We start from the raw sequence: 6,324 nt of genomic DNA, 5'->3' as shown, positions 1-6,324 counted from the left end.
GAGCAGCTCCACGAGGCCGTCCAGCGCCTCGTCCGCGCCCTCGGCGTCGCAGCTCAGGGTGACGCTCTCCCCATGAGAGGCCCCCATGGACATCACGGCGAGGACGCTGCGCGCGTCCACCTCCTTGTGGCCCTCGCGGGAGATCATCACGGGCAGGCCGGTCTCGTTGACGGCCTGCACGAACAGGGCTGCGGGGCGGGCGTGCAGGCCGAGCCTGGAGCCGATGGCTACGGTGCGTTCGGGCATGTCTGTCCTCGGGGTCTCGTGGTTCGTGGCCGGTGGTCGGGTGTTCAGGGGCTGCCGATGGGCGGTCAGAGCTTGTCGATCCGCCACAGGGGGTCGGGTCCGGTCGTCGAGACGACGCCGTCGTCGGTCACGTCTTCGGGGCGGGGGACGGTGGTCCCCGGCAGGGACACGGCGGCGGTGCCCCAGGCCACGGCCCGACGCAGCCGTTCCTCGGGGGTGCCTTCGAGGGCGAGGAAACCGGCCAGCGCGCTGTCACCCGCGCCCACGGTACTCCGGGTGCGTACCCGGGGTCCCCTGGCCCACAACACTTCCGCGGCGTCCACGTACAGGGCCCCGTGCCCGCCGAGGGTGACCAGGGCGGCGCCGTTGCCTTCGGCGAGGATCTCCCGCGCCGCGTCGGTGACCTCCTCGATGGTCGTCGGTGCGCGGCCGACCAGGTCGGACAGTTCTTCGAGGTTGGGTTTGAGCAGCTTCACCGAACCCGCCCGGGCCGCGGCTCGGAGCGGGGGGCCCGAGGTGTCCAGCGCGAGCGGTACCCCGTGGCCGGCGGCGAGTTCGGCCACCCGAACGTAGAGGTCGTCGGGGGAGCCCGCGGGCAGGCTGCCGCTGGCCACCACCCAGTCGGGGCCCTTGGCGAGTTCGTCCTCCACGGCTCGAAGCAGGGCCTGGATCTCCGCGGGCGAGAGGGTGGGGCCCGCGGCGTTGAGCTTGGTGGTGGTGCCGTCGGACTCGGTGACGGCGACGTTGCCGCGTGTCTCGCCCTCGATGGGCACGGTGACCCGGGGGAGGTCGCCGAGGAGGGTGGTGAGTTCGGCGCCGCCGCCCCCGCCCACGGGAAGGATCGCGCGGGTGTCGACACCGGCTTCGAGCAGGGCGCGGGCGACGTTGACGCCTTTGCCGCCGGCCTGGGCGCGTGTGGCGCGTATCCGCACGACCTCGCCTCGGACGAGGTCGTCGACCTCCAGGGTGTGGTCGACGCTCGGGTTCGGGGTGAGGGTCAGGATCATGGGAGCTCTTTTCGAGGGTGTGGCTGCCCGGCCTGGTGTGTGGGTGGTTTTGATTATGTGTGTTTGATTGCGCCTGTCAACAGTGTGCGGCGTGGAGGGGGAGTGTGCGGGCCGGGTGGGGGAGTCGCTGTGCTCCGGGGTGGCCGAGGCGGTGACCAGAGTCTTCCCGGGATGGCGTGATCATCGTGAGTGCTGGGATATTGGGTGGAGATACCCCTTGTGTGTCTCACGCAACACGATTAAGCTCACCCAAAACCACACCGAAACACAGGTGATCCCACATGTACGCGGAAGAACGCCAGAAGGTGATCCTCGAACGCGCCCGCCGTGACGGCCGGGTCGACGTCACGGGGCTCGCCTCGGAGTTCGACGTCACCTACGAGACCATCCGCCGCGACCTCACCGCCCTCGAACGGCACGGGGTCCTGCGCAGGGTCCACGGTGGCGCGATCCCCGTCGAGCGTCTGGGTTTCGAACCCGCGCTCAACGTGCGTGATTCCGTCATGACCAAGGAGAAGGAGCGGATCGCCAAGGCGGCGCTGGCCGAACTCCCCGAGGAGGGCGCGGTCCTCCTCGACGCGGGCTCCACCACCGGCCGCATGGCCGAACAGCTGCCCACGGACCGGGAACTCATCGTCGTCACCAACTCCCTCTCCATCGCCCTCACCCTCACCTCCCGACCCAACATCAACCTCATGCTGCTCGGCGGCCGGCTTCGGAACCGGACCCAGGCCAGCGTCGACGCCTGGGCCCTACGCTCCCTCGCCGAGTCCTACGTCGACGTCGCCTTCATGGCCTCCAACGGAGTGTCCGTCGAACGCGGGCTCACCACCCCCGACCCGGCCGAGGCCGAGGTCAAACGGGCCATGATCGCCTCCGCCCGACGCGCCGTCCTCCTCGCCGACCACACCAAGGTCGGCAATGACCACTTCGCCCGTTTCGCCAACGTCGAGGACCTCGACCTGATCGTCACCGACGACGGACTCGCCGACGGTCTGGCCGACGAACTGGAGTCGGCGGGACCGGCGGTCCAGGTGGTCTGACCCCACACCGTCCACTCCTCGGCGGGCCACCACCGCCGCACCTCTCAGGAGGTCCCCCATGTCCACCCAGCAGAGCGAGAGCCGATTCGCCTCGGTCCGCTCCGGAGTCCAACGCTTCGGCGGCTTCCTCGCGAGCATGGTCATGCCCAACATCGGCGCCTTCATCGCCTGGGGACTGATCACCGCGCTGTTCATCCCCGACGGCTGGTGGCCCAACGAACACCTCGCCCAGCTCGTCGACCCGATGATCGCCTACCTGTTGCCGCTGCTCATCGGCTACACCGGTGGCCACCTGGTCTACGACAAGCGCGGTGGCGTCGTCGGCGCGATCGCGACCATCGGCGTGATCGTCTCCGCGGACATCCCGATGTTCCTCGGCGCCATGGTCGTCGGTCCGCTCGCCGCCTACCTGATGAAGCTGTTCGACCGCGTCGCCCAGCCGCGCACCCCGTCCGGCTTCGAGATGCTCGTCAACAACTTCAGCGCCGGCATCCTCGGCGGCCTCATGGCGGGTCTGGGACTGTACGCGATCGGCCCGGTCGTGACCGTCGTCGCCCGCTGGCTGGGCTCCGGGGTCCAGTTCCTCATCGACATGTCACTGCTGCCGCTGGTGTCGTTGATCGTGGAGCCCGCCAAGATCCTCTTCCTGAACAACGCCATCAACCACGGTGTCCTCGGCCCTCTGGGCGTGGCCCGGGTGGCCGAGCAGGGCAAGGCGATCGAGTTCCTCATCGAGACCAGCCCCGGCCCCGGTCTGGGCATCCTGCTGGCCTGCATGCTGTTCGGTCCCAAGCTCAGCCGGGCCACCGCCCCGGGCGCGATCATCATCCACTTCCTCGGCGGCATCCACGAGATCTACTTCCCGTACGTCCTCGCCCAGCCCAAGCTCGTCCTGGCCGTGATCGGCGGCGGCATGTCCGGCGTGACCACCTTCATGCTCCTCAACGCGGGACTCGTCGCCACCCCGGCGCCGGGAAGCATCATCGCCCTCATGGCGGTCACTCCCCGCGGCGACCACCTCGCGGTCCTCGGCGGTGTCGTCGTGGGAACGGTCGTCTCGTTCCTCATCGCCTCCGCCCTCCTCGGCTTCGGGCGCGCCGAACGCAAGGCCGAACGCAAGGCCGAACGCGAGGCCGCCGAGGCCGAGGACGCCTAGTTGTCCGGGTCCACTCGGGCCGCAGACCACCCTCAGTCCAGGTTCAGTACAGGAGGGCCAGATGGCCACCATCGAAGGTTCCGCAGTCAAGAAGGTCGTCGTCGCCTGCGACGCCGGCATGGGCAGCAGCGTCCTGCTCACCACCCGGCTCAAGAAGACCCTCGCCCCCTACGACGTCACCGTGGAGCACTCCCCGGTGGACCGTGTCCCCGACGACGCCGACCTCGTGCTCTGCCACTCCGGCCTGGTCGGCCGTGCCCGGACCCGCGTGCCCGACACCGTCGTCATCGGCTTCCAGATGTTCCTCGGTGACCCGGTGTTCACCAAGGTGGAGGCGGCCATCCGGGACGGTGGAACCCTTGGCGACTGACCTCGTCCTCAGCACGGACGCCGTCCGGCTCGGCCGCACCGCCCGCGACCGCGCCGACGCCATCGACCAGTGCGGCGCCCTACTGGTGGAACTGGGAGCGGTCGAGCCCGGATACGTGACCGCGATGCACGAACGGGAGGCCTCCATCCCCACCTTCGTGGGCGAGGGCGTGGCCATCCCGCACGGCACCGACGCCTCCCGTGCCCTTGTGCGCAAGGCGGCGCTGGCCGTCGTCCAGTTCCCCGAGGGGGTCGACTGGGGCGGACCGACCGTGCGCGTCGCCATCGGCATCGCCGCCTCGGGAGAGGAACACCTGCGGGTGCTGTCCTCACTGGCCGGGGTGCTCACCGACCCCGAACGGGCGGAGAGACTCCGGTCGGCCGACGACCCCGACGAGGTCCTCGAACTGCTCGCACCCGCCGCGGGCTGACCCCGCCCACCTCCGGTGGATCCGCTCCACCACTTCCTCGAACGGTCGGGGGCGGCAACCCCGCCCCCGACCCCACAAGAAAGGCCCCACCATGCTCGTCGCCCGCTTCTACGCCCCCGGGGACATCCGCCTGGAACAGGCGCCCGAACCCACTCCGGGGGCGGGGCAGCTCAAGATCGCCGTCGCCAACTGCTCCACCTGCGGCACCGACGTGAAGATCTCCCGACACGGGCACCACCACATCCGCCCGCCCCGGGTGATCGGACACGAGATCGCCGGTCGGATCGTGGAGGTCGGCGAAGGGGTCACCGGCTGGACCGAGGGGGACCGGGTGCAGGTCATCGCCGCGATCCCGTGCGGGACCTGCGTGGAGTGCGCCGACGGCCGGTTCACGGTGTGCTCGCGTCAGGAGTCCATGGGCTACCACTACGACGGTGGGTTCGCCGAGTACATGATCGTCCCCGAAGCGGTCCTGGCCGTGGACGGAGTCAACCGGGTGCCCGACAACGTCTCCCTCGCGGAGGCGTCCGTGGCCGAACCCCTCGCCTGTGTGCTCAACGGTCAGGAGATCGCCGGGGTCGGTGAGGGCGACAAGGTGGTGGTGATCGGCGCCGGACCCATCGGCTGTCTGCACGTCCGTCTGGCCCGTGCCAAGGGCGCCTCCGAGGTGTACCTGGTGGACCTGAACCGGGGGCGCCTGGACATGTCCGCCGAACTGGTGCGTCCCGACGCCGCGATCTGCGGGTCGGAGACCGACGCCGTCGCCGAGGTGCTGAAGCTGACCGGCGACCGGGGCGCGGACCTGGTCATCACCGCGGCGGCCTCCGGCGAGGCCCAGGAGGACGCGGTGCGGATGGTGGCGCGCAGCGGCCGGATCAGCCTCTTCGGCGGACTGCCCAAGGACGCACCGATCATCCGGCTGGACGCCAACGCGGTCCACTACCGGGAGCTCTCGATCTTCGGGGCCAACGGTTCCAGCCCCGAACACAACAAGCGCGCACTCGACCTCATCTCCACAGGGGCGGTGCCGGTCGCCGACCTCATCACCGAACGGATGCCGCTGGCCGACGTGCGCAAGGCGATCGAGACGGTCGCGGCGGGCACCGCGGTCAAGGTGACCATCGAACCCTGACCGTTCCGGGAGACATCTACGCCCGGCCCCGTGGGGGCGCGCACGGGGCCGGCCCGGTTGTCCACAGATTCGGAATCGGGGCCGGCGCCGGCGCCGTTTTCGGGGTTGGCTGGACCCGACGGATCATCGCCCCCACCATCACAGTCGGCCCCCATCAGTCGCAGGAGAGCACACATGGCGCAGACGGAACCCGCCCAGAACCCGGCCTCCGGCCCCGTCCCCGAGGGCCCGCTCAAGGGCATCGCCGCCGGTCCGGGCGCCGCGGTGGCACCCGTCGCCCGGATGGCCGACCCGCCCGCCCTGCCCGTGCACGAACCCGTGGTCGACGACCCGGCGGCGGAGGAGGGAGCCGCCCTCGCCGCCTTGGACGAGGTGGGCGCGGAACTGGACACCCGGGCCGCCGATGTCGAGGGCGAGGCCGCCGCGGTGCTGACCACCCTCGCGATGATGGCCCGAGACCCCGACCTGCGTCGGCAGATCGGTGAGCTCGCCCGGGAGGGGCGTCCGGCGGCCTGGGCGGTCCACACGGCGTGCGGCCGTTATCAGGAGCTTCTGCTGGCCGCCGGAGGGTACTTGGCCGAGCGCGCCGCCGACCTGGCCGACATCCGGGACAGGGCGGTGGCGGTGTTGCTCGGGCTTCCGATGCCGGGCCTGCCCGACCCCGGACATCCGTACGTGCTGGTCGCCCGGGACCTCGCACCGGCCGACACGGTGCGGCTCGACCCGGCGAAGGTGAAGGCCATCGTCACCCGACTCGGCGGCCCCACCAGCCACACCGTGATCCTGGCCCGCTCTCTGGGCCTGCCCGCGGTGGTGGGCTGCTCGGGCGCGGAGCACCTGGTGGACGGTACGACGGTGGCGGTGGACGGCGACGCGGGCACCGTCGAGGTGGATCCGGTCGCCGAGGTCGTCGAGCGCATCCAGGGTCGGGCCGAACGGC

General features: G+C 70.8%; 8 protein-coding genes. 6 read left to right on the top strand and 2 right to left on the bottom strand.

What is annotated here, in order from left to right; translation table 11 throughout:
• Window positions 1-246 (bottom strand): HPr family phosphocarrier protein (locus K8V84_RS02750; RefSeq protein WP_304069908.1); only part of this gene is annotated, 246 nt, incomplete at its 3' end.
• Between the two features lie 65 nt (window positions 247-311).
• A complete protein-coding gene (gene pfkB / locus K8V84_RS02745; protein WP_304069905.1) occupies window positions 312-1,253 on the bottom strand; it encodes a 1-phosphofructokinase in 942 nt (313 codons plus the stop codon).
• 281 nt (window positions 1,254-1,534) lie between these two features.
• On the opposite strand from pfkB, the gene K8V84_RS02740 reads away from it, so the two are divergent.
• The 6 genes from K8V84_RS02740 to K8V84_RS02715 form a co-directional block, all read left to right on the top strand.
• On the top strand, window positions 1,535-2,296 hold the full coding sequence (locus K8V84_RS02740; RefSeq protein ID WP_304069903.1) for a DeoR/GlpR family DNA-binding transcription regulator: 762 nt from the start codon (window positions 1,535-1,537) through the stop codon (window positions 2,294-2,296).
• Between the two features lie 58 nt (window positions 2,297-2,354).
• Complete coding sequence (locus tag K8V84_RS02735; RefSeq protein WP_304069901.1) at window positions 2,355-3,452, top strand: PTS mannitol transporter subunit IICB; 1,098 nt, start codon at window positions 2,355-2,357, stop codon at window positions 3,450-3,452.
• 61 nt (window positions 3,453-3,513) lie between these two features.
• On the top strand, window positions 3,514-3,822 hold the full coding sequence (locus tag K8V84_RS02730; RefSeq protein WP_304069898.1) for a PTS lactose transporter subunit IIB: 309 nt from the start codon (window positions 3,514-3,516) through the stop codon (window positions 3,820-3,822).
• Window positions 3,812-4,252 (top strand): PTS sugar transporter subunit IIA, encoded by a 441-nt coding sequence (locus K8V84_RS02725; protein WP_304069896.1) that lies wholly within the window; start codon window positions 3,812-3,814, stop codon window positions 4,250-4,252. The genes K8V84_RS02730 and K8V84_RS02725 overlap by 11 nt, the downstream gene beginning before the upstream one ends.
• 91 nt (window positions 4,253-4,343) lie before the next feature.
• The gene (locus K8V84_RS02720; RefSeq protein WP_304069894.1) at window positions 4,344-5,384 is read left to right on the top strand and encodes a zinc-dependent dehydrogenase; all 1,041 of its coding nucleotides are present in this window, start codon (window positions 4,344-4,346) and stop codon (window positions 5,382-5,384) included.
• Between the two features lie 174 nt (window positions 5,385-5,558).
• On the top strand, window positions 5,559-6,324 hold a 766-nt coding region (locus K8V84_RS02715; protein ID WP_304069891.1), incomplete at its 3' end, for a PEP-utilizing enzyme.

The organism is Nocardiopsis listeri, from assembly GCF_020741345.1.
In the GTDB taxonomy this organism is placed as follows: domain Bacteria; phylum Actinomycetota; class Actinomycetes; order Streptosporangiales; family Streptosporangiaceae; genus Nocardiopsis; species Nocardiopsis listeri_A.
Note: the sequence above shows the minus strand (reverse complement) of the source record. Positions and strands in the feature narration are given on the sequence as shown.